Origin of the sequence: Heyndrickxia sp. FSL K6-6286 (assembly GCF_038630395.1) — a bacterium.
In the GTDB taxonomy this organism is placed as follows: Bacteria; Bacillota; Bacilli; order Bacillales; family Bacillaceae_C; genus Heyndrickxia; species Heyndrickxia oleronia.
This window is the reverse complement of record NZ_CP152029.1, coordinates 3,454,225-3,477,538: the sequence shown is the minus strand read 5'-3', so window position 1 is coordinate 3,477,538 and position 23,314 is coordinate 3,454,225. Positions and strand designations below refer to the sequence as shown.

General features: G+C 35.8%; 28 protein-coding genes and 1 tRNA gene. 15 read left to right on the top strand and 14 right to left on the bottom strand.

All coding sequences use genetic code 11. The features are described from left to right. Positions 1-63 precede the first annotated feature (63 nt). Positions 64-1,071 (bottom strand): NTTRR-F1 domain, encoded by a 1,008-nt coding sequence (locus tag MHI39_RS17505; protein ID WP_310795808.1) that lies wholly within the window; start codon positions 1,069-1,071, stop codon positions 64-66. Positions 1,072-1,239: 168 nt separating this feature from the next. Here MHI39_RS17505 and MHI39_RS17500 point away from each other — a divergent pair, with 168 nt between their 5' ends. Next, positions 1,240-2,622 (top strand): glycosyltransferase, encoded by a 1,383-nt coding sequence (locus MHI39_RS17500; RefSeq protein ID WP_259545997.1) that lies wholly within the window; start codon positions 1,240-1,242, stop codon positions 2,620-2,622. Positions 2,623-3,016: 394 nt separating this feature from the next. Here the strand turns inward: MHI39_RS17500 and MHI39_RS17495 are convergent, their stop codons facing one another. The 3 genes from MHI39_RS17495 to MHI39_RS17485 form a co-directional block, all read right to left on the bottom strand. Beyond that, positions 3,017-5,080, bottom strand: coding sequence for an NTTRR-F1 domain (locus tag MHI39_RS17495; protein ID WP_342541458.1), 2,064 nt, complete (start codon positions 5,078-5,080; stop codon positions 3,017-3,019). Between the two features lie 181 nt (positions 5,081-5,261). Next, positions 5,262-5,954 (bottom strand): N-acetyltransferase, encoded by a 693-nt coding sequence (locus MHI39_RS17490; RefSeq protein ID WP_259549560.1) that lies wholly within the window; start codon positions 5,952-5,954, stop codon positions 5,262-5,264. A 20-nt stretch (positions 5,955-5,974) separates the two neighbouring features. Beyond that, complete coding sequence (locus tag MHI39_RS17485; RefSeq protein WP_259545996.1) at positions 5,975-6,961, bottom strand: glycosyltransferase; 987 nt, start codon at positions 6,959-6,961, stop codon at positions 5,975-5,977. 336 nt (positions 6,962-7,297) lie between these two features. Between MHI39_RS17485 and MHI39_RS17480 the strand changes: the two genes are divergently transcribed. The 4 genes from MHI39_RS17480 to MHI39_RS17465 all read left to right on the top strand — a co-directional run bounded on the left by MHI39_RS17480 (position 7,298) and on the right by MHI39_RS17465 (position 9,399). Next, positions 7,298-7,672 carry a hypothetical protein gene (locus tag MHI39_RS17480; protein ID WP_259545995.1) on the top strand — a complete coding sequence of 125 codons (375 nt, stop codon included), beginning with the start codon at positions 7,298-7,300 and terminating at the stop codon, positions 7,670-7,672. Positions 7,673-7,757: 85 nt separating this feature from the next. Next, positions 7,758-8,228, top strand: coding sequence for a hypothetical protein (locus MHI39_RS17475; protein WP_212942366.1), 471 nt, complete (start codon positions 7,758-7,760; stop codon positions 8,226-8,228). Between the two features lie 44 nt (positions 8,229-8,272). Next, on the top strand, positions 8,273-8,617 hold the full coding sequence (locus tag MHI39_RS17470; protein WP_259545994.1) for a hypothetical protein: 345 nt from the start codon (positions 8,273-8,275) through the stop codon (positions 8,615-8,617). Positions 8,618-8,796: 179 nt separating this feature from the next. Continuing rightward, positions 8,797-9,399, top strand: coding sequence for a spore coat CotO family protein (locus tag MHI39_RS17465; protein WP_259545992.1), 603 nt, complete (start codon positions 8,797-8,799; stop codon positions 9,397-9,399). A gap of 104 nt (positions 9,400-9,503) precedes the next feature. On the opposite strand, the gene MHI39_RS17460 is transcribed toward MHI39_RS17465, so the two are convergent. Then, on the bottom strand, positions 9,504-10,007 hold the full coding sequence (locus MHI39_RS17460) for a CotY/CotZ family spore coat protein (protein ID WP_342539848.1): 504 nt from the start codon (positions 10,005-10,007) through the stop codon (positions 9,504-9,506). Positions 10,008-10,253: 246 nt separating this feature from the next. Here MHI39_RS17460 and MHI39_RS17455 point away from each other — a divergent pair, with 246 nt between their 5' ends. From MHI39_RS17455 to MHI39_RS17430, 6 genes are all read left to right on the top strand, one after another. Beyond that, the gene (locus tag MHI39_RS17455) at positions 10,254-10,610 is read left to right on the top strand and encodes a DUF1360 domain-containing protein (RefSeq protein WP_342539847.1); all 357 of its coding nucleotides are present in this window, start codon (positions 10,254-10,256) and stop codon (positions 10,608-10,610) included. Between the two features lie 335 nt (positions 10,611-10,945). Then, complete coding sequence (locus tag MHI39_RS17450; protein ID WP_212942359.1) at positions 10,946-11,422, top strand: YhcN/YlaJ family sporulation lipoprotein; 477 nt, start codon at positions 10,946-10,948, stop codon at positions 11,420-11,422. Between the two features lie 11 nt (positions 11,423-11,433). Further along, complete coding sequence (gene spoVAC / locus MHI39_RS17445) at positions 11,434-11,910, top strand: stage V sporulation protein AC (protein WP_212942357.1); 477 nt, start codon at positions 11,434-11,436, stop codon at positions 11,908-11,910. After that, a complete protein-coding gene (gene spoVAD / locus MHI39_RS17440) occupies positions 11,910-12,926 on the top strand; it encodes a stage V sporulation protein AD (RefSeq protein ID WP_212942355.1) in 1,017 nt (338 codons plus the stop codon). The genes spoVAC and spoVAD overlap by 1 nt, the downstream gene beginning before the upstream one ends. A gap of 29 nt (positions 12,927-12,955) precedes the next feature. Continuing rightward, positions 12,956-13,312: a stage V sporulation protein AE gene (gene spoVAE / locus MHI39_RS17435; RefSeq protein WP_058006515.1), complete on the top strand. Its 357-nt coding sequence runs from the start codon at positions 12,956-12,958 to the stop codon at positions 13,310-13,312. A gap of 115 nt (positions 13,313-13,427) precedes the next feature. Further along, entirely contained in the window at positions 13,428-13,571 is a 144-nt protein-coding gene (locus MHI39_RS17430) for a YjcZ family sporulation protein (RefSeq protein ID WP_071976890.1), read from the top strand. A gap of 228 nt (positions 13,572-13,799) precedes the next feature. Here the strand turns inward: MHI39_RS17430 and MHI39_RS17425 are convergent, their stop codons facing one another. Continuing rightward, the gene (locus tag MHI39_RS17425) at positions 13,800-14,933 is read right to left on the bottom strand and encodes an IS110 family transposase (RefSeq protein WP_259544588.1); all 1,134 of its coding nucleotides are present in this window, start codon (positions 14,931-14,933) and stop codon (positions 13,800-13,802) included. A gap of 550 nt (positions 14,934-15,483) precedes the next feature. Here MHI39_RS17425 and MHI39_RS17420 point away from each other — a divergent pair. The 3 genes from MHI39_RS17420 to csaA all read left to right on the top strand — a co-directional run bounded on the left by MHI39_RS17420 (position 15,484) and on the right by csaA (position 16,485). Then, positions 15,484-15,741: a stage VI sporulation protein F gene (locus MHI39_RS17420; protein ID WP_251338065.1), complete on the top strand. Its 258-nt coding sequence runs from the start codon at positions 15,484-15,486 to the stop codon at positions 15,739-15,741. Between the two features lie 146 nt (positions 15,742-15,887). After that, positions 15,888-16,121, top strand: coding sequence for a hypothetical protein (locus MHI39_RS17415; RefSeq protein ID WP_251345004.1), 234 nt, complete (start codon positions 15,888-15,890; stop codon positions 16,119-16,121). A 31-nt stretch (positions 16,122-16,152) separates the two neighbouring features. Then, a complete protein-coding gene (csaA, locus tag MHI39_RS17410) occupies positions 16,153-16,485 on the top strand; it encodes a chaperone CsaA (protein WP_251345005.1) in 333 nt (110 codons plus the stop codon). A 59-nt stretch (positions 16,486-16,544) separates the two neighbouring features. Here the strand turns inward: csaA and MHI39_RS17405 are convergent, their stop codons facing one another. The 3 genes from MHI39_RS17405 to MHI39_RS17395 form a co-directional block, all read right to left on the bottom strand. Further along, complete coding sequence (locus tag MHI39_RS17405) at positions 16,545-16,967, bottom strand: GNAT family N-acetyltransferase (protein ID WP_251345006.1); 423 nt, start codon at positions 16,965-16,967, stop codon at positions 16,545-16,547. Positions 16,968-16,974: 7 nt separating this feature from the next. Next, complete coding sequence (locus tag MHI39_RS17400; RefSeq protein WP_251345007.1) at positions 16,975-17,487, bottom strand: YjcG family protein; 513 nt, start codon at positions 17,485-17,487, stop codon at positions 16,975-16,977. An 88-nt stretch (positions 17,488-17,575) separates the two neighbouring features. After that, the gene (locus tag MHI39_RS17395) at positions 17,576-18,298 is read right to left on the bottom strand and encodes an esterase family protein (protein WP_259545972.1); all 723 of its coding nucleotides are present in this window, start codon (positions 18,296-18,298) and stop codon (positions 17,576-17,578) included. Positions 18,299-18,435: 137 nt separating this feature from the next. On the opposite strand from MHI39_RS17395, the gene MHI39_RS17390 reads away from it, so the two are divergent. After that, positions 18,436-18,508: transfer RNA gene (locus MHI39_RS17390), tRNA-Val, on the top strand. Between the two features lie 128 nt (positions 18,509-18,636). Here the strand turns inward: MHI39_RS17390 and MHI39_RS17385 are convergent. The 5 genes from MHI39_RS17385 to MHI39_RS17365 all read right to left on the bottom strand — a co-directional run bounded on the left by MHI39_RS17385 (position 18,637) and on the right by MHI39_RS17365 (position 23,240). Next, positions 18,637-19,140, bottom strand: a complete 504-nt coding sequence (locus MHI39_RS17385) for a GNAT family N-acetyltransferase (RefSeq protein WP_078110055.1) — start codon at positions 19,138-19,140, stop codon at positions 18,637-18,639. A gap of 789 nt (positions 19,141-19,929) precedes the next feature. After that, positions 19,930-20,394: a hypothetical protein gene (locus MHI39_RS17380; RefSeq protein ID WP_342539846.1), complete on the bottom strand. Its 465-nt coding sequence runs from the start codon at positions 20,392-20,394 to the stop codon at positions 19,930-19,932. Between the two features lie 5 nt (positions 20,395-20,399). Next, positions 20,400-21,188, bottom strand: coding sequence for a hypothetical protein (locus MHI39_RS17375; RefSeq protein WP_342539845.1), 789 nt, complete (start codon positions 21,186-21,188; stop codon positions 20,400-20,402). 392 nt (positions 21,189-21,580) lie between these two features. Beyond that, positions 21,581-22,207: a DUF1796 family putative cysteine peptidase gene (locus tag MHI39_RS17370; RefSeq protein WP_342539844.1), complete on the bottom strand. Its 627-nt coding sequence runs from the start codon at positions 22,205-22,207 to the stop codon at positions 21,581-21,583. Positions 22,208-22,268: 61 nt separating this feature from the next. Then, entirely contained in the window at positions 22,269-23,240 is a 972-nt protein-coding gene (locus MHI39_RS17365) for a Gfo/Idh/MocA family oxidoreductase (RefSeq protein ID WP_280616392.1), read from the bottom strand. Between the last annotated feature and the right edge of the window lie 74 nt (positions 23,241-23,314).

Below are 23,314 nucleotides of genomic sequence, written 5' to 3'. Positions count from 1 at the left end.
TATACTATTGATAAAGAAACATACTTTGTTTTGGGAGGAGGGTACTTAAAATACCCTCAACATTTAGGTGAAGACAATCAAGTTTAAATTTCGGTTAATTGCATTAACAGCTGTAACATTACTTTCTGCCGTACTTATAACTCGAATTTGATAGGTTGTAGATGCAGTAGCAGGTGCAGTATCCACGTAGGTATCTGCCATATTAAATCTTGCTGTACCTGCTCCTGGTTGATTTCGAATTAATTCTCTTGTTTGGAGCAGTGTGGTGCCGCGATATAAACGAACCTCTATTGTGAAGCTGTTGTTTGCTGTGGCTGTTACTTCAATCGTCAATGCACTATCAATCTTGATATTTTGATTTGCTAATGGTGTTGCTGTAACACTGGCAACGGTAACTTCGGTATTTATAGGTGTAATTGCAATAGAAGCTGTATTATTTTGAAATCCTAATCTAGTGGATGTTCCAGTTGGTCCTCTAGCACCGGTCGATCCTCTAACACCGGTTGGTCCTCTAACGCCCGTGGGTCCGGTAATGCCAGTGACTCCAGCAACGCCGGTTGGCCCAGTAATGCCCGTAGCCCCAGTACATCCAGAACCTTCGATAGATAATAATTCAATATCATCAATAACTATTTCTGAACTTCCTGCTAATGGAAGTTTATTTACAACAACTAATGCATAGGTAGCACCTAATGGGGCTAGTCCAGTTGTTTGATAGATTTCTAGCCATGTTTGATTTTCTTGAGCATTAGGTATTTTATCTGGAATGATATTTGTTATTAATCCATAATTTAAAAAGTTTAATGAATCATCATAATAAATTATCAATAAGGCCAAAGGAGGAGAAGGCGAAGGGTTAGTTTTTGCAAGAGAGATTAAGAACTCAAACCTTTCCAAGGAATTAATGGATATAAATTGACCGATATATGAATTTACAGAACCGCCCTGTAAAAGAGCTGAATAATATCCAGAATGTGTATAAAGATTGGTAATTGAGGTATTAGTGGAGAACCAAGGAGTTAATGTTCCATTTTCAAAATCTCCATTTACTATTAAATTGTTAATAGTCAACAGGTTACCTCCTTCCCATAAAAAGTTCTTTATAGCATATGAAAGGAATGATAATGCTGTAACGACACTTTCATTATAAGAGGATTGTATTTTGTAAATGGACATTCATCAGTTACCACATAGTATTGCTTTCATAAAGTAATAAATAGGGGAATAGGGAGGGTTGAAATGAGTAATTTTGAGAATTTAGTATATACGTCTATAAAAGAAAATAATCTCGAATTAACAAAAGAATTATTGATGCATAATGATACCAAACTGCTTAACAGTCCAGAGTATTACTTCTTAAATTCTTGTTTTTATTTAAAAAAGGGGAATTTCACTAATTCTTGGTTATGGTTATGGAGAGGGTTAGAAAAGCATCATGACAACCGAAAATTAGTGTATTTGATGTGGAAGGTGAATTATTTACTTAACCGGATAGATGCTGCAAATTACTTTGAAAAAAAGTACAAAAGCTTGTCACTAGGTCTTGTAACAGATCCTATACTCCCTTTTGAGATAGAAAATTTAACAAAAGCTACAAAAAATAATAGCTTTTCTGTAATGCAAGGGAGTATGGAAGTGGCAAATCAAATGGCTACCTTATCAAAAGGTTTAATAAAACAAGGAATTGTCTCGCATACATTAAACTACTATCCATACTATTTAAATTATGATTCGGATTACGAATGGTCGTTAATTGGTCAACACAGCACCCCCATTTTAAATACGAAATTAAGAAAACTGACACAGGAACTACTTCCGTTTTATGATCTTTTTCATTTTCATTGGGGAACAACATTGACCTTTGATTATTCAGATTTACCAATGTATAAGAAATTTGATAAAAAGTTGATTATGCAGCATTGGGGAAGTGATGTCCGTCTTTATTCTGAAGCTAAGAAATTAAATCCATATGCACTAGTGAAAAATAGGAATGAGGATCAAATTAAGTGGAGACTTCAAACACTTTCTAAACATGTGAATGATTGCATAGTTTTTGATATGGAATTATTTCATTATGTAAAAGATTATTATGAACATATTACAGTTATTCCAGCAATGGTGAATTTAGAAAATTACAAACCTATTGAGAATGAGGGCAGAAATAACAAAATAATCATTGCTCACGCTCCAACGTCACCATATATAAAAGGAACAAAATATATTCTAGAAGCTATTGAAAAGTTAAAAGATCAATATCGTTTTGAGTTTATTATGGTACAAGGAAAAAGTCATAGGGAAGCAATAAAGATATATCAAGAGGCAGATCTTATAATAGATCAGTTACATGTTGGCAGTTATGGACTTTTTGCCGTTGAAACAATGGCCATGGGAAAACCGGTCATTTGTTGGATAAGCGATTATATGAAGGAAAAATACCCTTCTGATCTTCCGATAATAATAGCTAACCCTGAGACGATAAAGGATGAATTGGAAAAGGTGTTAAAAAATATAGATATGCTTCCTGAAATAGGGAGGAAGGGGAGAGCGTTTGCAGAGAACCATCATGATATGCTAAAAAATAGTCAAAAGTTTATAAGGATATATAAGTCATTATTAAATTAAAAATATTTGGATACTTCATTTCCTAATATAATTAATATGCTCGTAGAAATATTTTGCAATTATTTATTAATGGATAAACAAATATTTATTAATGGATAAACATAAAAGGTGAATAATTATTAAGTTGGTTTCTTACTAATAATAAGATTTATTATGATACTACGATCATGAGTAAATATGATTGAACCTTTGATCCATCAAACTTTATTGTGAATTCCTAAAAACATTATGTAGTTTATTAATGGTAAGCCATCCTTAGTGATTATGAAGTATTATATTAAAATTTATTATTTTTTAAAAGGACTCTAGATAAACAGTTTTACACTGGTTATCTAGAGTCCTAATAACTTGTTTTATTAATTATTAAATACTAATAGGATAGAATATTCGTTGCTTAAGGTCCTGTTGGTCCTGTTGGTCCTGTTGGTCCGGTAGCGCCAGTGACTCCAGTAGGGCCGGTCACGCCAGTAGCGCCAGTGACTCCCGTAGCGCCAGTGACTCCCGTAGCGCCAGTGACTCCCGTAGCGCCAGTGACTCCCGTGGCACCAGTAGCGCCAGTAGCGCCAGTAACGCCGGTAGCGCCAGTAGCGCCAGTAGCTCCAGTAACACCAGTGGCCCCAGTAACGCCCGTGGCTCCAGTAACGCCCGTGGCTCCAGTGGCCCCAGTAACGCCGGTCACGCCAGTAGTGCCGGTTGCCCCAGTAGCGCCAGTGACTCCCGTAGCGCCAGTGACTCCCGTGGCACCCGTAGCCCCAGTAGCGCCAGTGACTCCCGTAGCGCCAGTGACTCCCGTGGCACCAGTAGCGCCAGTAGCGCCAGTAACGCCGGTAGCGCCAGTAGCGCCAGTAGCTCCAGTAACACCAGTGGCCCCAGTAACGCCAGTGACTCCCGTAGCGCCAGTAACGCCAGTAGTGCCGGTAGCCCCAGTAGCGCCAGTGACTCCCGTAGCGCCAGTAACGCCAGTAGTGCCGGTAGCCCCAGTAGCGCCAGTGACTCCCGTAGCGCCAGTGACTCCCGTGGCACCCGTAGCCCCAGTAGCGCCCGTGGCACCCGTAGCGCCAGTGACGCCGGTCACGCCAGTGACTCCAGTAGGACCGGTAGCGCCAGTAACGCCAGTGACTCCAGTAGGGCCGGTCACGCCAGTAGCGCCAGTGACACCCGTAGCGCCAGTGACTCCCGTGGCACCCGTAGCCCCAGTAGCCCCAGTGGCCCCAGTAACGCCGGTAGCGCCAGTAACGCCCGTGGCTCCAGTGACCCCAGTAGCGCCAGTAACGCCCGTGGCTCCAGTAACCCCAGTAACCCCAGTAGCGCCGGTAGCGCCAGTAGCGCCAGTAGCGCCCGTGGCTCCAGTAACCCCAGTAGCCCCAGTAGCCCCAGTAGCGCCAGTGGCCCCAGTAACGCCGGTAGCGCCAGTAACGCCCGTGGCTCCAGTGACCCCAGTAGCGCCAGTGACTCCAGTAGGGCCAGTAACGCCGGTCACGCCAGTAGCGCCAGTGACTCCCGTAGCGCCAGTGACTCCAGTAGCCCCAGTAGCTCCAGTAGCGCCAGTAACGCCCGTGGCTCCAGTAACCCCAGTAGCGCCAGTAACGCCGGTGGCACCAGTAGGACCGGTAGCGCCAGTAACGCCGGTAGCGCCAGTAACGCCCGTGGCACCGGTAGCGCCAGTAACGCCGGTCACGCCCGTAGCGCCAGTGACTCCAGTAGGGCCGGTCACGCCAGTAGCGCCAGTGACTCCAGTAGGACCGGTCACGCCCGTAGCGCCCGTGGCTCCAGTGACTCCAGTAGGGCCGGTTGCCCCAGTAGCGCCGGTAACACCCGTGGCTCCAGTAACACCCGTGGCCCCAGTAACGCCGGTAGCGCCAGTAACGCCCGTGGCTCCAGTGACCCCAGTAGCGCCGGTAACGCCCGTGGCTCCAGTGACCCCAGTGACTCCAGTAGCGCCGGTAGCACCCGTTGGTCCAGGAGGCCCAGGTATTCCCACTGCATCACTTACTAGTAAAGATACATCATCTACTAATATATCTGCACTTCCTGCAAGAGGAAGTTTATTGATTATGACATAGGCTTGAGAAGTTTCAGCTGGAGCTGGTGAAGTAGTTTGATAGATTTCTATCCATGATGCATTCTGTTCAACATTTGGTATTCTTTCTACAGCAATATTGATTAGCTCACCAAACCCAAGTAAATTTAATTGTTCATCGAAATATAGTTCTTGTATTGAAATTGGTGGTGATGGTTTCGGTCCAATTTTAGACAGAGAAAATTTTATTTCATGACTTTCTCCAACATTAACTGGGATGAATTGAGCAATAAATGAATTAAGATCTCCTCCCAATAATAAAGCCGAGAAAAAACCCGAATGTGAGAATGAAGCTGTGGGAAATGCGTTTATTGCATTCCACGGTGTTAATGTTCCTGTTTCGAAGCTTCCGTTAACAATTAAGTCTCTTAAACTCATTTGGCTCCTCCTTTCTTAAAATTATGCTCCATCTAAATGAAGCATAGTACATACTATGTTTTATTCTTTTTTTTGCTTGAACAGATAAACTATATTGGATGGAATTGTAGCAAAATAATAAAAATTCCCTTGAAGAGTTAATTTGGAATCTAAATTTATAGTAGAGAATAGAAAATTATTATTATTTCAAAGTTTTACCTGGGTTTCCTACTACAGTTTTATTATTTGGGACATCTTTTGTCACCACTGCGCCTGCTCCTACAATTGAATTTTCCCCAATTACGATAGCAGGAAGTAAAGTAGCGTTATTACCTATTTTTGCCCCTCTTTTTACAATTGGACCTTGAAGTTCAAAGTTGCCCATTCCCATATATTTGTCGTTAGATGTAGAGCAACATGGACCAAAAAATACTTCATCTTCAATTTCCATATCCGCAGTGATATAGCATCCGGTTTGGATCGTTACACGTTTTCCGATCGTGGTATTGTTTTCAACCATAACGTTCCGACCAATTATACTATCCTCTGCAATTGTTACATTTTCACGTATACTAGATAGATCCCCTACAAATACCCCACGTTTTAATAAAACAGATCGATAAATAACACAACTGCATCCAATAATTACATCATTTTCAATAATAAGTGGGTCTAATTTTGTTGATGGCTTTCTTGCCATTTTTTTATTAGTGGATGTTCCTTTACCAAGTATCGTTAGATCATTAATTTGAACGTTATCCCCAATTTTTGTATTTGCTTTTATCGTCACATTATTTCCGATGCTGACATTATCACCAATGGCAACATGTTCTTCTATTATGGTATTTTTGCCGATTGTTACATTTTTGCCGATTATAGCTGACTCGTGAATCACGATATCCATCCCTCACTCCATTAATCTAATTTGTTATAGATAGAGATCAATTGCTGTGCTACTTTATCAGAGGCATGATAGTCTCTAACGTATTTTCTTCCTTGTTGACCAATCTCAAAACGTTTTTCAGGGTTATCGATTAGATCGGCTAATACATCATGAATATTTTCTGGAGTTGCCGTTACAATTGGAAGCTTATATGGAAGCTGATTTCTGACATCTTCTCGAATATATCCTACGACGACTTTCCCCATCGCCATTGCTTCAACACTAAGCATTCCATATGTTCCTATTAAAAGTTGGTCAATAATGATATCTGAGTTCATATACATATCAAGCGCTTCTTTATGATTCATTTTTTCAATGAGGGTATAGTTAAACTGTTTTGTGCCTCTTAATTTTTCAATGGCATTATCAATGTAATCAGTGCCTTTAAATTCACGATTCGTTGGAGCGTGTATAATTAATGGTTCACTTTGATCTTTTCGAGGGTATGAAGGTGTGAACTTTTTTATGTCAATGGCTAGAGGCAAGACATGTACATATTTATAATAATCTTTTACATATGGATATACTTCATAATCTTGAACAATAGCGGTATCAATGTATTTACTAATTTCACTTAAGCGCTCGTGAATTTCTTCATCGGAAAAATAGCTTGGTGGGAGTGGATATGGATTAAGTTCCCTTGTTAATTTTGTCGTTCTTACATCATTCCCCCAATGATGCATGACCATTTTTTTACCAGCTTCCTTCATATGAGGTAGGTCTGAAAATCCTTGGAAGAACGTTTCACCATTATGGAAATGAAATAAATCTGCGTGATGAATAAGTGTTGGAATTTCTTTTCCGATTTCAAATAAATCTGTATTAATAATATTGCTATTATAATTTAAATAGGTGTGGAACCAATTATATCCTCCAGCCTGATGACCATTATTTCGTAGCTCCTTACATAGTATTCCTATTTGACCCGCTATTTCAGTAGGTCCATGAATTATTCGCATAATATCTCTCCTTCCCCTACACTATATTCATTTAGATGAAAGGTGAAATAAGGAAACCGCATACTTTTTAGAAATCTCTTAGTATATTTGGTTAATTTATATAGTACGTAAGTGTTGAAGAATAACCATTATTAGAACAAATAACTATTTTTAATAGAACGAACTTAATGTGGAATCCTCCTAGGTCTGTATTTGTTTTTGAACCCAAAATAAAAGTTTAATAGGCAAATCCACTTACAAACTACTAAAAATATGCGAATGTACTCCTCTATTGGCGGAAACAGATTGTGCAAATGTGTAATACCCTATAAGTAGAAGATAAGGAGGTGATGGTTAATGGCGGAAGAAAGAAAAGGGACGGATGGCGAAGTTCAAGTTAATGTCAATGGAGAGCAATTAACCGAACTTGATGACGAGCAAGTCAAACAATTATTAAATACAATTACAAGTAATATCGAAAGAACCATGGAAACTATGAATAAAACCTTAGCAACTGCGTTAAGTGATATAAATATGAATGGATTACCAAAAACAAATTTATTTAACATGATGCATCAATTTCCCAATCAATTAGCGAATATAGATCCAGTTAAATGGAAGGAGAAACTTCCTTCATTAGAAGCAGCAAATGATGAAGGTAAAATTCAACTTCTATTAAATAAGAAAAAAATTGTTGAGTTTGATTTATCGAACCTCATGAATGATGAATAAAACCAACAATTGTCCTGCGTTAAATGCGGATACAATGAATTTAATAGAACATAGACTATGGTATCAAGGACAGGAGGTGAATGGAATGTCGGTAAAAACAAAGCCTTATAGAATTTATAATTGTGATTCAGCTGGTCACTCTAGTGATCGTAAACATGATAAAAATAATCGTGAAAATGATGGTAAAGGAAATGGTAATGGAAATGGCAATGATGTAGTTAAATTACAAGGGGTTAGTTTTGGAGATTTACGCTCAACTGGAGGTAATGGAGGACCTGCAATTGCTACAGCAGGTACAAATTTTAGCATTTTAGCTAATAGTTCAGCTATTGCTGCTGGTGCAAATGGTGGTTTAGGTGGTGCCATTACAACGAATACAGCTAATACACCAATTAGCTTCTTAGATGGAAGCTTAAATGGAAACTTAAACGGGTTATTAAATGACAATTTGAATGATAACTTAAACGGAAATTTAAATGACAACTTTAGTAAAAATGAGAACTTTAGTGAAAATGAAAATAAAGCGATTGATAATGATGGAATTGATGTAATTTAAATAATTTTTCCTTAGACGTTCATAAGAAAGGAGGAGTGATGCGAATGAGTGAAATAAATAGTGTAGAATTAATGAAGGAAAAATTAATCGATTTAGGTTTGCCAGGAGATGTTGCAGCTAATTTGGTAGAAGGATTGGATGGGGCTACACCAACTGTTCATTCACATGCACAAGGGGGAAGGGGCGGTCATGCGTTAAATCTAACATACGTTGATAACTACTCAACCTTAATGCTTGTGTATACGTTCCTCTTAAATTCTTTGGACGATAAGGAAGAATCTAGAGTATTAAATCAATCCCTATTATCAACTCTACAAGCTGTAATCATTGAACAGCAGAAATATCGCGATGCATTTTTGGATGCAGTTAGAAATATAAATCAATATTAAATTCATGGGGCTGTCTTATAAAAGAATGTGTTAGTTCTAATAAGACAGCCTTAATTACAAAATATGTAATGATAAAATATAGTCATTCATATACATTATAGTAACCGATCTAGGCACCTTCCCCAATTCTAATGCATACACATAATACGTAATACTTACTATAGAACGGAGGAGCCATGTTGAGTATTCGTAAAAAACATTTTGAAGAAAGAAAACCTCTCCTATATATTATCCAGCCAAATTCGCAGTCTATTCCAGTCGATATGCAAAAGACATATATAAGTAAGGTATCCAATGAAAAACATGTGGAAGAAATAGACGATAGTGTTGAAAATGAACCTATTGTAGAAACTGTACAATTACAAAAAGAAGTTGAAATCGAAACTCCTTCAGAAGATCAAATTAATAGTGAAAGTTCCTCTTTCATCGTGTCAGAGATACTTACTGAAACAATTCCTGAAGAAACCATAACTGAATTTTATCAGGAGCAAGAGGAAGATTCTTTACAAAGAGAAAACTCTAATCATCTTTTAGTTGAATCTGGATTTCGTAGAAAATCTTTTAGATCAATGGAGATAGGTGAAAAATTATATTTTTTAATTAATAAACCACGCTATTTGCCTAATTTAACCGTTGAAATTAGAACAGAATCTGTGAAATATACAGGGGTTGTATTAAGCTTTAATAATGGGATTGTACAGTTAGACCAATTACAAATGGGTGAAAGACCTATTGAAATCAATATGAACGATATAGTAGATATTAAAATTGCTACAAATTAAAGGAAAAGTCGATAAGAACTTTCTTATCGACTTTCCAGGTAATGGTCATTTTTCGTTTGAGGGGACGATAAATTTGAACCAACCATTTTTTATGATCTTTCCTGTTAGCAGTTTGGTAAGTGAATGTCATCTAAGCATTGAATCGCGATAAAGTTTCTTAAGTCTACTGTAATACAAGAATCTGAAAGGTGTAAATTTTCTTCAGGGTGATCAATTTGAGGGCAAGGGCTAGTTGTACATTCAGGTTCTAATACACGTAATACGGCGCAGCAACCTTCGACATTTTCTACTCTAAAGAAAATCGATTTACAGAAGAAATCAATTTTGTCATGAATTTTTTTACCGTCCTTCTCGCATGGGCAATCATGACATCCTCCATCTGTAGGCTTGAAGAAGGCTTCAAATGGACCATCCTCTGTGTAAAGAATAAAAGGTCTTGTATTTTTTCGATGATGATGTTTTTTATGGGAATTAGCACCTAGTACAGGATTTAAACAATTTGTTGGGCAATTATTTTCATCTTCTTCTACAGCATCTTGTAAATCATTTATGAAGTTTACAACATCGCATACACAATTTGTATGTTCATCGTGATTTTTGCAACCCATTTATAATTCAACTCCTTTGGTTTTTGTAATGTACATCACATTAATAGAATATTGAAATTGACCTGATTTTGTTACGAATGTCCTCGCTTTTTTTGAAAAATAGGCATAGGGTTATTCACCTATATACCAATCCTTTTTTTATAACCTCTTTCTTTTACTAGACTATTGCCTAGTTGAAGTAGGAGGTTACCTATTCTTTTCGAACATTTATATCATATGAATGTTTGCTTAAAGGGGAAGATGTATATGGTTCATTCTTGGCTTTTATTTTTTGTGTTTGGTTTAGCTAGTTTTCGTTTAACGCGGCTGATTGTTTTTGATAAAATAACATCTTTTATCCGTAAACCATTTCATGAGGAAATTGAGATATCTGATGATGAAGGAAATATTGATACATACATAAAAATCAAAGGAACTGGCTTGAGGTCATGGATAGGTGAATTATTAAGTTGCTATTGGTGTAGTGGTATATGGTGCACGTTGATTTTATATGGTTTATGGTGGTTTTTTCCACAAGCTGCAGAACCATTAATTATCATTTTAGCTGTAGCTGGGTTAGCTGGAATTATTGAATCAATTATTTCAATGATTATAGACAAGTGACGTGAACAGGTCATAGTCAATAACATAACATAAACATATACAGTGATTCATTTTTAGAAAGGATGAATAAAATTGAAAAAAATAAGTTCAAAACTTCCTGTTTTACCATCTAGCGTAAAAAATACGAATGTCTCAACTGGAACCTGGATTAAAAAAAGCGGATGTGGCTGTGGGAAAAAAAAGGGGAAATAACAGGCTAACGGGCCTGTTATTTTTTTGCATTAAAAGATAATATGACACTACCTATATTTTCCTCTTTATGAATGAACATAATTTGACCATTTTAGTTAAAAATAATGAATAACTTTTTGAATTTTACTTGAGGGGAATAATGAATGAGAAAACAGGGATTAGTACTAACCATTACAATTTTTTTTGCATTCAATTTAATAGGCTGTGATCAGCAGAAGGATAGCAAAGAGAGTAAGCTTGCCCTTATGAAAACAACTCAACCAGCACCAATTGATATTGACACAAAAACAAATAAGGAATCACTCTCTGAAGAAGTAAAACAGACTGTATTAAACAATCAAACGATATATGATGTGGCTGTAATCGAAGGAAAGAAACAGATCTTGGTTGCATATAAAGTGCGACACTTCTATCGCTTCAAAATGAAAAAAGTCGAGAAAGATTTAAAGGAGCAATTGGAAGCTAAATTTCCTGGAAAAAAATTTATTGTTTCGAGTGATTATAAAATATTCCTTGAATCTGTAAGACTTAAAGAAGCAGTAAAAGATCAAACCATTTCTCATGAAGAAGCGAATAAAAGGTTTAAAGAAATTATCAGGCTAACAGAAGAATTAACATAGGGGTGTGTAAAATGGCAAATAAAAATAAAACAAAAACTCCAGAACAAATTAAATATGACAAAATTGAAAAGAAACACGAAATAAAGCGTCCATTATTACAGAACTGTATTCGTGCCTTTTTGATTGGAGGGTTAATCTGTGTGATTGGACAGGCAGTTACATATTTTTATATTTACTTTTTTAATTTTACAGAACAGACGGCAGGTAATCCAACTGTTGCAACCATGGTATTTTTTGCAATGCTGTTAACTGGATTTGGTGTTTATGACCGATTAGGGCAATTTGCAGGAGCAGGAAGTGCCGTCCCAGTCATTGGTTTTGGAAATGCAGTTATTTCATCGGCAATCGAGCATCAAACGGAGGGCTATGTTTTAGGTGTAGGTGGAAATATCTTTAAATTAGCAGGTTCTGTTATCGTATTTGGTGTGTTTTCTGCTTTCGTAATTGCATTAATTAAAACCATCCTCATACAATGGGGGGGATTCTAATGTTAAAAGGATCACAAACATGGGTGTTTGAACAGCATCCTGCTATCCTTTCAACCGGAGTGGTTGGAGGGCCGTTTGAAAAGAATGGAAATATTGCAGAGGATTTTGATAAATTTCATGATGATCTTTGGATGGGACAGGATTCATATGAAAAAGCTCAAAAAGTTCTCATAGAAGATGCGGTTGAAGTACTCTTAAAAAAAATAGGGATAAAGGAAGAAGAAATCCGATTTTTCTTAGCTGGTGATTTAATCAATCAAATTACACCTTCAAGCTTTGCAGCACGAACAAATCAAATTCCTAATCTTGGTTTATTTAGTGCGTGTGCAACCTCTATGGAGGGTTTAGCATTATCTGCGTTTCTCATTAATTATAAGGGTGCAGATAAGATCATCACAGGTGCATCTAGTCATAATGCATCTGCTGAAAAACAATTCCGTTATCCAACAGAGTATGGTGGTCAAAAGCCTCCTACTGCTCAATGGACTGTTACTGGAGCTGGATTTGCTTTAGTTGCTTCGGGTGAAAATCTTCAGAAGCCTCATCCTAGGATAACTTCAGCAACGATTGGAAAAGTAATTGATATGGGAATTTCTGATCCTTTTAATATGGGGGGAGCGATGGCTCCAGCAGCTGTAGATACAATCGAAAGACATTTACAAGACCTTAATATTGAGCCTCAATTTTATGATTTAATCATTACAGGTGATTTAGCAACAATTGGGCGCAATATTGCTTTAGATTTATTTCAGCAAAAAGGCCTTCCTATTGATGAAAGTTTTTTTAATGATTGTGGGTTGCTCATTTATAATAAAAATCAACCTGTATTAGCTGGAGCAAGTGGACCAGGCTGTTCGGCTACCGTTTTATATGGGCACTTATTAAATCAAATGAGAAAAGGCGTATATAAAAGGATACTAGTTGTTGCTACAGGTGCATTATTATCTCCATTATCGTTTCAACAAAATGAGACGATTCCATGTATCGCACACGCGGTATCAATAGAATACATGTAAATCGATTGCAACGGAAGGGTGGAATAAAAATGTTAGCAATGTTTTTTTGGGCATTTATCATTGGAGGAATCATTTGCTTAATTGGCCAATTACTTTTTGATGTAGCAAAATTAACACCAGGCCATACATTAAGTCTTTTAGTCGTTATAGGAGCTATTTTATCAGGATTAGGATTATATGAACCACTAATTGACTTTGCTGGTGCAGGCGCAACGATACCAATTACTAGTTTTGGTAATTCTCTCGTTGAAGGGGCAATGAATGAAGCAGATAAACATGGAATTGTTGGTGTCTTAACAGGAATGTTCGAGGTCACTTCATCTGGTATTTCAGCTGCTATTATCTTTGGATTTATAGGTGCATTAATTTTTAAGCCTAAAGGGTAATGCTCAACATTCATCTTGCCACAAATTTACAGGGCAGTTTTTTTCCGGCGCCCATACACATTACCTTTGCCTAACATATTCTATTGATGAGAATAGAAAGTGAGGTGAACAGTCGATGTTTGGATACGGCGGATATGGTTGTGTAAATAGTTGTGGATACGGTGGTTATGGATATGGAGGATTTAGAGGCGGCAGCACGTTTGTGTTAATTGTTGTTTTATTTATCCTTTTAATTATTGTAGGAGCAAGCTTTTGTTAATGTAATGCTTGAATAAGGATGAAGTGAAACGGAAGGTTTTACTTCATCCATTTTTTTAAGCTCTTTTCTGTGAAAATAAAACTCCGCCTTTAAGAATAATTTATTGAGTTTAAACTTGATTAAAATTGTGCAAGCTATAAATAATTTAATTTGGGCAATAGGAAAGCAGAGCTACCGAGTTTTTCGGTTTCTCGTTTAACTTTTCTGTTGTTTGTCTATAATGCTAATTTAAGTTGACTCGTGGTAGGGTTCCTTATTCTGAAGCATATGATAGACAATAGTTAGCATTCGATGTCCGATGGCAACGAGTGCTTTTTTCTTTCCCCTTCTTGCAGCTAGTGACCAATATTTGATTCCTAATCTTTGTTTCCGACTTCTTGAAACAGCCCACGCAGCCTCACACAATGCAGATTTAATATGAGGATTTCCTTTAACCGTTTTAGTGTTTTTTTTCCTTCCGGCACTTTCGTGATTTCCGGGCGACAATCCTGCCCATGATGCAAGATGTTTAGAGGTTGGAAATTGTCCCATATCTACTCCTATTTCCGCAATGATAACAGCTGCCGTGTCTTTCTTAATTCCCGGCATTGTAATCAGAAGCTGTACTTCCTCCTGATAGTTGGATAAAATGACGTCGATTCTTTTCTCGATATCTGATATTAATTCTTCTAAATTAACAATGTGCATCCAAGATTGCTTAATAAGAAATAGCTGGTGATCATTTAATGTTCCAAATAGTGAGTCGGTAATCAATTGCTTTTTATGGGCCATTCTTCCATGTATTTTTTGTTCGACATCTTCTTGGTCGATATAACCTTCATTCATGAGTTGTTCCAACAGTTTTCGTCCTGATACTCCAAATACATCTGAAATAACTGTGCTTAATTTGATATTTGAGGACTCTAGTACCTTTTGGATTCGGTTTTTTTCGGATGTCATGTGTCCAATCCATTTTTTTCTGAGGCGAGTCAAATCTCTTAAATTTCGAAAGTCTTCAGAAGGGACAAAACTTTTCTCTATTAAGCCATGTCTTAATAATTTAGCAATCCATTCAGCATCCGAAACATCTGTTTTCCTTCCAGGGACATTTTTAATCCTTTGAGCATTTGCCAAAGTAATATCAAAGAAATCCTCCAAGATATTGTATACAGGTTTCCAGTAGACGCCTGTACTTTCCATTGCGATGTGGGTTACTTCCTTCTCCTCAAGCCATTTAAGAAGATGAAACAGATCCTTCGTCAAAGTAGGAAATGTTTCGGTCTCCTTAATCAAGTCAGTTTCTGATTCTCCAAGAATGACACAGGCAACTATTGTTTCCGAATGAACATCTAGGCCTGCACATCGTTTGTGCAATGTTTCCATTTCACTCCACCTTCTGAAAATATTCCACAAACAGTGGAATGAATTTGAAATTAAACATTTTTCTGTTCGTAGTCATCTCTCGAAATGAGAGAGCTAACAATGGGTTGTGCACCAAATTCATTCCAACAGTTTTCTCAACAGGGTAAAACCACCAATAAGAGCTACGTCATATACTCACTGTTTGTGGTATCTACATTATGGGGCAGTGAACCCATTTTCATTCTGGGTTGAGAGCGAAAGATCATGAAAGTTTTCTCAAACATTGTTATTATAAAAGTAAAGTTTTAACTAATAACGATCGGCTGAAGACCGATAGACCTCTCACTGAGAAAATTGCTGCAAACTCCATTAAGAATCTCGAAAAAAATTTTTGTGTTAACGCCGGCTAGCGCCTTTATAAAAACAACAAACTATTCGAAAACAGTTATTTTTATACATATAACCTATTATGATATTGGTATCATCTTACTTTCTTGTCCGCAAATGTTTTCACCTTTTATGTTCTCCCTTCATAACATAATGTAGTCTGAAAGGGAGGGCGAGAGAAAACATGGAAAATAATTTCTTTAAAAACATTGAGAAAAAAACAGGCGTAAATATGAATGATATTTTTGAATTGGCTAATTCTTTGCAAAATGCGAACTTTAAGGATGAAAATACGGTACGTGGAATCATTAAACGAGTTTCCCAAATTGCCAATAAGCCAGTTTCTAAGGAACTTGAAGACAAGATGGTTCAATCTATTGTAAACGATGGAAAGAAGTTGGATATGAACACGATTTCCAAAATGTTAAACAATAAGAAGTAGTTTATTTAGAGGGGTGTCTTCACAAAAAACTATATCTAGAACGGATTGGTTTAGAGATGTAGTGTGGGATAACCCCAATACATATGTTTGAAATCACTTTAAATGGGTATGATTAAAGGAAAAAGTGGAAAAAAGGAGGGAACGATATGGGTTATCGTTTAAATGTTGAAAATCCGCAATATTACCAATACCATCTGCGAATGATTAAACAAAATGAGCCATACAAGCTGATGAAAACCTCTAAGATTATGAATCCACCTTACTATAATGATGAAATAATATTGAATAAAAAAAAATATGTGTATGAAATTCCAACCATTAAGAAAAAATCGTATCCAGAACTAACAGGAAAAGGACGATTTATTAACGTATATATATAGATGAAGGATGATTGAATATAGGAGTGAACATATGGCAACAATTGATGACTTTCTGAAGTTGGATTTACGAATTGGTACAGTAATCAAAGCAGAACATTTCCCAGAAGCAAAAATTCCTGCTATTAAAATGGAAATTGATTTCGGAGAAGAAATTGGAATTAAACGATCGAGTGCTCAGATTACCAAACGTTATACACCAGAAGCATTGATCGGAAATCAGGTGGTGGCAGTTGTAAATTTTCCACCCCGTAAAATCGCGGGTTATAAATCTGAAGTCCTTGTTCTTGGAGGTGTTCCTGAAAAAGGAGATGTAATTTTACTTCAGCCCACTTTAGATGTGCCCAATGGAACGCCAATCGCATAAAATAGGAGACGAGAATATACATAGATAATGTACAAACTAGTCTCCAATTATAAGAATACTTATACTTCTTTTTCCATAGTTTTATGTGGAATTCCAGCATCTAAGAATTCAGAAGAAACCACCTGGTAACCTAATTTTTCATAGAAAGGGATGGCATGGGTTTGAGCATTCAGCTTTAGCACCTTGATATCCATGCCAGATGCATAACTATGTATGGCATCCATGATCATTTTCCCTGCACCTTTTCCACGGTAGGAAGAGAGAACACAAATGCGTTCTACTTTCCCTTTTCCTTCGATAACTCGGAAGCGACCTGCAGCAACCGCCTTTTGATCATCATATAGCACAAAATGTATTGAGTCATTCTCGTACTCATCAATTTCTTCTGCAACATCAACATGTTGTTCGTCCACAAAAACTTTTTTACGAATTTTAAAAGCATCATTTAATTGTTCTTCAGTAGTTGCTTGAATAGCTTTCACGATATAGTTATTCCTCTCCTAAGCGATATGTTTCATAAACGGTCCAGGATCCGTTCTCGAGCTGATATAATAAGTGGATTCGATCAATAATTTCTTCATGATTGATCCCAAGCATCCGAAGCTGACCATATACATCTGAGTGTTCATCATTGGATAGCTTTTGACCAATTGTAATATGAGGAACAAAAGCATACTCAGGTTCTCCACCAGGTAGTTCAGAATATAATGTCTTGTGTAATTGCTCTAATTCTTCAGTAGGTTCAACTTTGAAATAAATCGTATTATTAACAGGTTGGAATGAGCTTACCTTTGTAATATTCACTTTCATTGGTTCGAACTGTTTAGTAAGCTTAGTAAGTTTTTCCGTAATATCTTTTATTTCATCATTAGAAGATTCAAAGATATGTTTAAGAGTAAGGTGTGGAGGAATCAACGCATAATGGGGATCGTATCTTTTCCTGTAGGAATTTGCAAGATCTTGTAGCTGTTTAGATGGAAACATGACAATACCGTATTTCATATTTTATTACCTCCTTAAAATTTGTTGGATAGAATACTACCATTATAACAATTTTTCGGAAAATTTAACATAATAAACACTTTTCGTGCTAAAAAGTCATTTTTAATGCTCTTTTTAAATCTGGTTGCCAAAACTTCCATGTATGGTTTCCATCGAATTCCTCATAAAAATTAGGATACCCTTTTTCTCCAAAAAGCCGATGTAGCTCGCGATTTGGTGTCAGAAAATCCTCTATATTTCCATTTGTGGTTTTAACCTCTGTTTCTCCTAAACCTATAATATGATACACATCCAGTAATTGCGGATTAGGATGGTTTCGAACTGCTTCTAATACTTTTTCATCAACAAGTGGTGATTGTAAGATGGCTTTCCCAAATATATTTGGGTATTTCAAAGCAGTCATTAATGATACTGTTGCTCCTAAAGAATCTCCGATTAGAACTCGTCCATTCCCAACATGTAATGTAGGATAGTGCTGATCTAAAAATGGAACAAGCTCATGTGCTAAAAATCGAATGTAAGCAGCATTATGTTCACCATCCGGATGATATTTTTTTCTGCGATCATGAACATTTCGATAAGGAATGCCAACAATAATAACGTTTTCAATTTCTCCGTTTTCCAATAATTCATCTGCAACGCGTGCAATTCTCCCAAGCTGGAAGTAATCTTTCCCATCTTGTGCAATTAATAAATTATATTTATATAATGGTGAAAAATTAGCTGGCAAATAGACCAAGATATTTAATGATTCCCCTAATTCCTTACTATCAAACATAAAATCTTTAATGGTGCTTTTTGATGTAGTCAATATTCATCCTCCTATCTCATATAACTAATATTACTTCGAAAAAATAAAAAAGGAAATACTTTCTATGTTTATTCAAAAAAATATTGACATATAAATCGAATTCACTTATATTTATTATTGTCCTAGCATATTATTATGATTCTGTAGCTCAGCTGGGAGAGCACCACCTTGACAGGGTGGGGGTCGCTGGTTCGAGCCCAGTCAGAATCATAAACCAAACCCTAGAGCCTAACGGTTCTAGGGTTTTTGCGTTTTTCCTTCAATTGGAAATTCAACTCTTAATGAGTTAGATTCAATATTTTCCTTGATTTATCAAATCAATCACTAATTTTATAAAGCTAAGAAATCTTTTTTCCCATAATAATTAAATCCCTCTTAAGCCCATCTAATATAGCAACTTCCGGTAGATGAGCCCATTTCTCAAAACCGAAACTTGAAAATAGGCCAATACTGGGCTCGTTGTGTCCAAAGATGAATCCAAGTAAGGTATCAATACTAAGGTTAGGACATTCCTCTATAACTTTTTTTAGAATCTTCTTCCCAAGTCCTTTACCTCTAAAACTTTCATGAAGATAAATACTTACTTCGGCAGTAGCATTATAAGCTGGTCTTCCGTAAAAAGAGTGAAGACTTACCCAACCACAAATTTGGCCATCATATTCTACAACCCACAAAGGTCTTTTGTTAGGATTATGTTCATTAAACCAATCTAATCTATCGTTTATTGATACAGGTTCAGTATCAGCAGTTACCATTCGACTTGGAACGGTTGAGTTATAAATATCAACAATAATCGGTAAATCTTCAATACTTGCATTTTTAAATGCTATGTTTTCTGACATAATAGGCTCCCTTGGAGATATTCGTTTATACTCTAATTTTATGTTATATTACGTAACAAGATTATTGCAATAAAAAGTAGAATTTCTTATTCCAATTAAATTAGTTTCTTTTTTTAAAAAGTATATTTAAAGAAAATTGGTAATGACTCCTACATGATCTAATAGGGAGTGTTTAACTATTTAGTGATGTAACCAAAAAAATATCAGCTGTAAATGATAAAATGCTTAAGTATTAAATTTACGGTTATTACTTTGATGTAAAATGATTAATTTTGACCGTCAGCGTATAGGTTACCCCAGCCTTTTTAAGGCCTTGACTATAAAGTTATTGGTTAATCCTTTTAACGAATTTCATATTGAGAACAAGTGATGAAAATATGAGTGGATATAATAAACCTGAATACCAGATTTTCCATTCAGTATAGTAAAAAAATCCAGTTTTTAAAGTAAACCATTCAAAAATAATAGAGAATATAGACCATCCTAGAACATAATATATTTTGCGTAACAACCGCTTTTTAAAAGGAAAAAAATTAAGAAATAAGTAGCTTATTGAAGGAAAGTATAAAAAAGTACTTAGTAATCCTCCCCAGTCAAACCCTTTATGGATATATCCATAAAGATGATAGTGTAAATCCAATATTATATCGGTTATTAAACCATAGGAAAAAGCAAAAAAGCATGTTGCATATATTTCTATTTTGTTAATATTTTTAGGAATAACAAAGGCTATTATGTTAAAAATGATAAATATAATAATGATTAATTTCCACAAATCAAATGTCCTTTCTACGTATGCATTATTTTAGCTACTCCTAAAGCAAAATGACCCCAAAGTATGTTTTCGATAAACTCTGCCTGATTTTCTTCACAATTGATAATTAGAATGACTTCAGAATGCTTTCCCTTTAAAATTCTTTTTCTCTTTTTAATTACACATTCAATAAAAAGTCTAATAATAAATCCCAAAACAAATCCAATACATGCACTAATTAACCCCCAATAAATAGGGCCCCAAGAGAGTTTAAAACCAATACTAGCACCAATCACAGAAAATCCCGTCGCAAGTGCCATTCCGATATCAACAAGTGATGTTCCATCTGAACGATGAATAGAATCAAACATTTTTCTTTCTTCTGTCCGATTGTCCAAGGGAACAGCAAAAATATTCTCCTTATTTATCCCTTTTTTTTCTAAAGTAGCAATGGCCATTTCTAAAAAAATACTATTTTCAAATGTTGAATATAATTGCATACTGATCACTTCGCTTTTTGCCCTTTTATAATTCGAAAGCTTGAAGCTTGATAATGTTCTTGTAAATATTTTCTTTGTTCCTTTTCATAAAGCTTATTATTTTCAACTGTATTCATATAAGAATCGAAAATGGAAAACCCATAGATTGATGGAATAAATAAAAGCCATTGTGGATCCAGAACTGATATACTCTTCTGAACTTTTCCTAAAAATAATAAGGAGATTGCTTCTAACGCATGTGAAAAATAAAAAAATATAACTAACCAAATGATGACGAAAAAGGCGGTTAATATCCTGTGTATATAAAGTTGTCCCAGTCCTGGAATATAAAGCGACCAAATTACTGATAGAAAGGGACTCCTTTTGTCTAGATAATTGATTTCTATCGCACCTAAACTAAAAGAATTAATTCGATGCTTTTCGTGTTCTGCTAATAAAAAAACCTTATTCAGATCAACCGTAGTACGATAACTATCCCAGATAGCAAAGAGATAAACAGGAATATACATAAGAAGCCATCTTGTATCCAAAACATCCTTTGCTAAGTCAATTTTACCTTGAAAGGAATAAATCATAGCAAGATTAAGATGCGATTTTAAATTTACAATAACTTCCCACATAAATAGCATATAGCCTCTAATATATTTTGATAAAAGAAGGTGACCAAAACCTGGGAAGGCAGCGGACCACCAACCGATTATATAAGGGTTTCTTAAATGTACTTGAGTAGTTCCAACAACACTTACATTTGCTACATAGCGTCTTGCGGTATTGTCATTCGAGTAATTGTTCATTTAATGTCACCTTTAGTCAATTTTAATTAAAACTAGTTTTCCACAAATTAGATTCTTTATCCGATTTCTTTATGACTCAATTTTAGTGGAGGATCTTATTTCTTGCAGGGAAAATATAAAGAGAGAATGACAATTTTTAAAGCAGTAGGTGGGGATTATTGAGCATATCAAGAGAGTATTATGCTTAAATATTACTTTCTTGAAGAGAGATATTAAAAGAGAGGGGGGATAGGATAACTACATAGATGATAATGAAACTTTTTATTGCTCAGTGCTACAAAAGATTATAATCATTACTCTCTTATAAATAATGAAAATGCCCTTTAGCTTTAAACAATATAAGTTTATTGTCTAAACTAAAGGGCAAGCCTTAGAAATCATTATTTCCTAAATCAATTTCCAGTCAAAGTGATTCCATTAAACAACGCACTCCATGCACCATCATTCCCTTCCCAGCGATTTGGGTCATTAGGAATGAGGACAGAGCAAATATTCTCGTCGATCAAGTTAAGATCCAGCACTTCATTATTGTCATGATAATTAATGAGAAGAATAGAAAAGTTTCCATTTACAATTCCTGATAAGACAGATTTTAATCGTACAGCTTCTTCAGAGGTACCCATTAATCGAACGAGTAGAATCGATTGACAGTTTTCTATTTGATGCAAAAAGCGTTGGGCTCTTCTATCAAATTTAGCTTTTGCTTCCGTATACGATGCTGTCCAATCATTGGTTATAGGAAAATCATGCATTGAGTAGAGGTTATATAATGTTTCTCTGACATTATAGTAGTGACTACCAGGATCTTGGCCATCGATGACAAGGTAATTATTATCCATAAAATTTGCAAATCTATTACTTATAAGTAAACTAATAACATCTAATGAACGTGTTGCAATCCAATCAAATGGTCCGGAAGACTTTCGCAATTGTAATCGGTCTAATTGATGGGCAGGCTGGCAGTTATCACCAATGCTTGCGATGTAATCATATGAACCCTTAATATCTTCTATTTTCATAAAATCATTCCTCTAGAATAATATGTTTACTTTTTTGGTACCATGTCATATCATTTGATTCTTAATCGAAGTAGATGGTTTTGCCATTTTTAATTGACTCTTTTATTTTCATAGCAACAGATAGTGCCTTTGTTGCCTCACTAGTACTAACAATAGGTGTTTGTTGGTTTTGAATCGATTGTATGAAATGCTGGATTTCTGCCTGCAAAGGTTCAATAGGAGGTACTTTGATTTTTTCAATTGAGTTATCAATCGTTGTTGAAAGGTATTGATTGAAAATCGGTCTATTATAAACAAGAAGCTCCTTCGTCAAGTAATCCGCTGTGAGCACACGTTCTTGTTCAGTAACCGAAATTGTTCTTAGTGATTTTTGGGAAGTACGATTGGCAATAAGACTTGCAATAATTCCATTTTCAAACCTTAATAATGCATTAACGATATTTGGCTGTGCATCCTTTTGTGATGAATAGGCAGCTATGGCTGTTACACTTACTAAGGGACTGTTCGCAAGGTTTAAGATAATATCAATATCATGGATCATTAGGTCGAGAACGACATCTACATCAAGATTTCGTTCCGTTGCACATAACCGACTTGCTTCCAAACTAATAATTTTTGAGGAATCCATTATGTCATTCAACCTTTGAATGACTGGATTAAATCTTTCAATATGTCCTACTTGAATGACACAGTTTTGAATGGTATTGCTGAATTCAATTAATTTTTCAGCATCCTTTAATGAACTAACAAACGGTTTTTCTACAAATACATGTTTTCCATTTTGAATAGCTTCGTAGGTATAACTATAATGGAATGTTGTTGGTACAGAAATTATGACTGCATCCACTTCAGAAAGCATATCTTCAAAAGAAGAAAAAGCCGTCACATGATAAGTATTAGCCATGTCTTCACAAACACTTTGATTTTTATCATAAATACCTATAAAATCTACATTTTTTAAAATACTCAAAATTCTGCAATGGTTTTTACCCATTACTCCAACTCCAGCAATACCGAATTTTATTGCTTTCAAATATATTCACCACTCATTCATATACACTTATTAACAAAAGTCTAATTTCCTTATTGGAGTTTGGAAGAAATATC

Coding starts and splice junctions, on each gene's coding strand:
- MHI39_RS17500 (WP_259545997.1), top strand. CDS start 1,240: ATGAGTAATTTTGAGAATTTAGTATATACGTCTATAAAAGAAAATAAT.
- MHI39_RS17495 (WP_342541458.1), bottom strand. CDS start 5,080: ATGAGTTTAAGAGACTTAATTGTTAACGGAAGCTTCGAAACAGGAACA.
- MHI39_RS17485 (WP_259545996.1), bottom strand. CDS start 6,961: ATGCGAATAATTCATGGACCTACTGAAATAGCGGGTCAAATAGGAATA.
- MHI39_RS17480 (WP_259545995.1), top strand. CDS start 7,298: ATGGCGGAAGAAAGAAAAGGGACGGATGGCGAAGTTCAAGTTAATGTC.
- MHI39_RS17475 (WP_212942366.1), top strand. CDS start 7,758: ATGTCGGTAAAAACAAAGCCTTATAGAATTTATAATTGTGATTCAGCT.
- MHI39_RS17470 (WP_259545994.1), top strand. CDS start 8,273: ATGAGTGAAATAAATAGTGTAGAATTAATGAAGGAAAAATTAATCGAT.
- MHI39_RS17460 (WP_342539848.1), bottom strand. CDS start 10,007: ATGGGTTGCAAAAATCACGATGAACATACAAATTGTGTATGCGATGTT.
- MHI39_RS17455 (WP_342539847.1), top strand. CDS start 10,254: ATGGTTCATTCTTGGCTTTTATTTTTTGTGTTTGGTTTAGCTAGTTTT.
- MHI39_RS17450 (WP_212942359.1), top strand. CDS start 10,946: ATGAGAAAACAGGGATTAGTACTAACCATTACAATTTTTTTTGCATTC.
- spoVAC (WP_212942357.1), top strand. CDS start 11,434: ATGGCAAATAAAAATAAAACAAAAACTCCAGAACAAATTAAATATGAC.
- spoVAD (WP_212942355.1), top strand. CDS start 11,910: ATGTTAAAAGGATCACAAACATGGGTGTTTGAACAGCATCCTGCTATC.
- spoVAE (WP_058006515.1), top strand. CDS start 12,956: ATGTTAGCAATGTTTTTTTGGGCATTTATCATTGGAGGAATCATTTGC.
- MHI39_RS17430 (WP_071976890.1), top strand. CDS start 13,428: ATGTTTGGATACGGCGGATATGGTTGTGTAAATAGTTGTGGATACGGT.
- MHI39_RS17425 (WP_259544588.1), bottom strand. CDS start 14,933: ATGGAAACATTGCACAAACGATGTGCAGGCCTAGATGTTCATTCGGAA.
- MHI39_RS17420 (WP_251338065.1), top strand. CDS start 15,484: ATGGAAAATAATTTCTTTAAAAACATTGAGAAAAAAACAGGCGTAAAT.
- MHI39_RS17415 (WP_251345004.1), top strand. CDS start 15,888: ATGGGTTATCGTTTAAATGTTGAAAATCCGCAATATTACCAATACCAT.
- csaA (WP_251345005.1), top strand. CDS start 16,153: ATGGCAACAATTGATGACTTTCTGAAGTTGGATTTACGAATTGGTACA.
- MHI39_RS17400 (WP_251345007.1), bottom strand. CDS start 17,487: ATGAAATACGGTATTGTCATGTTTCCATCTAAACAGCTACAAGATCTT.
- MHI39_RS17385 (WP_078110055.1), bottom strand. CDS start 19,140: ATGTCAGAAAACATAGCATTTAAAAATGCAAGTATTGAAGATTTACCG.
- MHI39_RS17380 (WP_342539846.1), bottom strand. CDS start 20,394: ATGCAATTATATTCAACATTTGAAAATAGTATTTTTTTAGAAATGGCC.
- MHI39_RS17375 (WP_342539845.1), bottom strand. CDS start 21,188: ATGAACAATTACTCGAATGACAATACCGCAAGACGCTATGTAGCAAAT.
- MHI39_RS17370 (WP_342539844.1), bottom strand. CDS start 22,207: ATGAAAATAGAAGATATTAAGGGTTCATATGATTACATCGCAAGCATT.